The organism is Nguyenibacter vanlangensis (assembly GCF_013376155.1).
Classification (GTDB): Bacteria; Pseudomonadota; Alphaproteobacteria; order Acetobacterales; family Acetobacteraceae; genus Gluconacetobacter; species Gluconacetobacter vanlangensis.
In genome coordinates, this window is the sequence record NZ_JABXXP010000596.1 from 1 (window position 1) to 1702 (window position 1702).

Annotated in this window: 2 protein-coding genes; both read right to left on the reverse strand. The window is 69.6% G+C overall.

Annotation, left to right across the window (positions count from 1 at the left end; translation table 11 throughout):
* A partial coding sequence (locus HUK84_RS17075; RefSeq protein ID WP_176641333.1) for a mannitol dehydrogenase family protein occupies positions 1–1329 on the reverse strand: 1329 nt, incomplete at its 3' end.
* 139 nt (positions 1330–1468) lie between these two features.
* The coding region (locus HUK84_RS17080; protein ID WP_176641334.1) for a hypothetical protein at positions 1469–1702 on the reverse strand (234 nt) is incomplete at its 5' end.

Sequence of the window (1702 nt, forward strand, 5' to 3'; positions counted from 1 at the left end):
GGCCTCGGCGGCCAGCGCCCGGTCCTCTGCGCCCAGATGCGGCTCGACCACCTCATAGGCCGCGCCGCCATCGTCCCGGCCGCGCAGATATTCGGCAAAACAGGCCAGCAGAAGGGCGATCCGCGTGGCGTCCGCGCCCCGCGCCAGCGTGCCCTCGGCGGTATCGCGCACGAAGACCGGCAATTTCGACGCGCTGTCCGACGCGATGCGCAGCAACTGGTCGCTGATCGCCGGATTGCGGAACCGGCGCAGCAGCAATGCGCCGTATTCATGCAGTTCCATACCCGGCGGCGCCTGCAGCAGCGGCTCGGCATCCAGGCCCAGATAGCGTTCCAGCAACGCGACGACATCCGCGTCGCGCATGATCTCGCCGACGATGCGGTACCCCATCAGCACGCCCGGCAGGCCCAGCATGGAATGCGACGCATTCAGCATGCGCAGCTTCACCCGCTCATAGGGCGCCACATCGTCGGTGAACAGCACGCCCACCTCTTCCAGCCGCGGCCGTCCGGCGCAGAACGAATCCTCGACCACCCACTGGATGAAATCCTCGCAGAAGACCGGCGCCCGGTCCTCCACCCCGCTCGCGGCGTTCAGCCGCGCCGCGTCGGCCTCGCGCACCGCCGGGGTAATGCGGTCCACCATGGTGCAGGGAAAGGTCACATGGGCGGCGATCCAGTCCGCCAGCCCCGCATCGCGCGCTTGCGCCCAGCCAAGGAAGGCGGTGCGCGCCACATGCCCGTTATGCGGCAGGTTGTCGCAGGTCAGCACGGTAAAAGGCCCCGCCCCGCTGTCGCGGCGCAGCCGCAGCGCCTCGGTCACCAGGCCGAACACGCTGTGCGGCACGTCCCTGGCCAGATCCTCGGCGATCGCCGGATGCTCCAGTTGGAACCGCCCGGCCTCGTCCGTGTAATACCCGCCCTCCGTCACCGTCAGGCTGACGATGCGGATCGCCGGATCGGCCAGGCGCCGGATCGCCGCCATCCGGTCGTCCGGCGCGTGGACATACTCCACGATCGACCCCACCACCCGCACCACGTCCGGCGCGTCGGCGGGACATTCGGTCAGGGTATACAGCCCGTCCTGGGCCCGCAGCGCCTCGGCCTTGGCCCGCTCGCGCGGATCGTCCATCACGCCGATGCCCACGATGCCCCACTCCGCCTGGCCCGGCCGGGCCAGCACCCGGTCCAGATAGACCGCCTGGTGCGCGCGGTGGAAATTCCCCACGCTCAGATGCGCGATCCCCGGACGCACCGCCTTGCGGTCATAGGCGGGGATGATGATCGCGGGCGGCAGCCGCTCCAGCGTCGCAGTCTCAAGAACCGGCATTCACGTCATGTCCAGGCAGCAGAGGGATTTCGGACTGCTCTAACGCGTTCCCGCCCCGGCATTCGAGGGGGGTACCGGTAACATATATATCATTAACATATCATGTGGCTTTTTCGCCCGGCGCGCCCGGACGGCCCGCCTATGCGCCGGCCGCCAGGAACCGGCGCAGCAGCAGGTCGCGCTCCACGTCCAGCGGCCCGCGATCGGCCGGGACGCGGGCGCGCCAGTACCAGTAATCCGCGTTCGCCAGGTCGCCCTCCCGCCGGTGCAGATAGGCATGGACCCGGCATTCCGCCGGGCTGCCGCCCTCGTTCACCAGGTCGTGCGCCGCCTGCCATTCGCCGCGCGCGTCGTGCCACAGCGCCCGCAGATG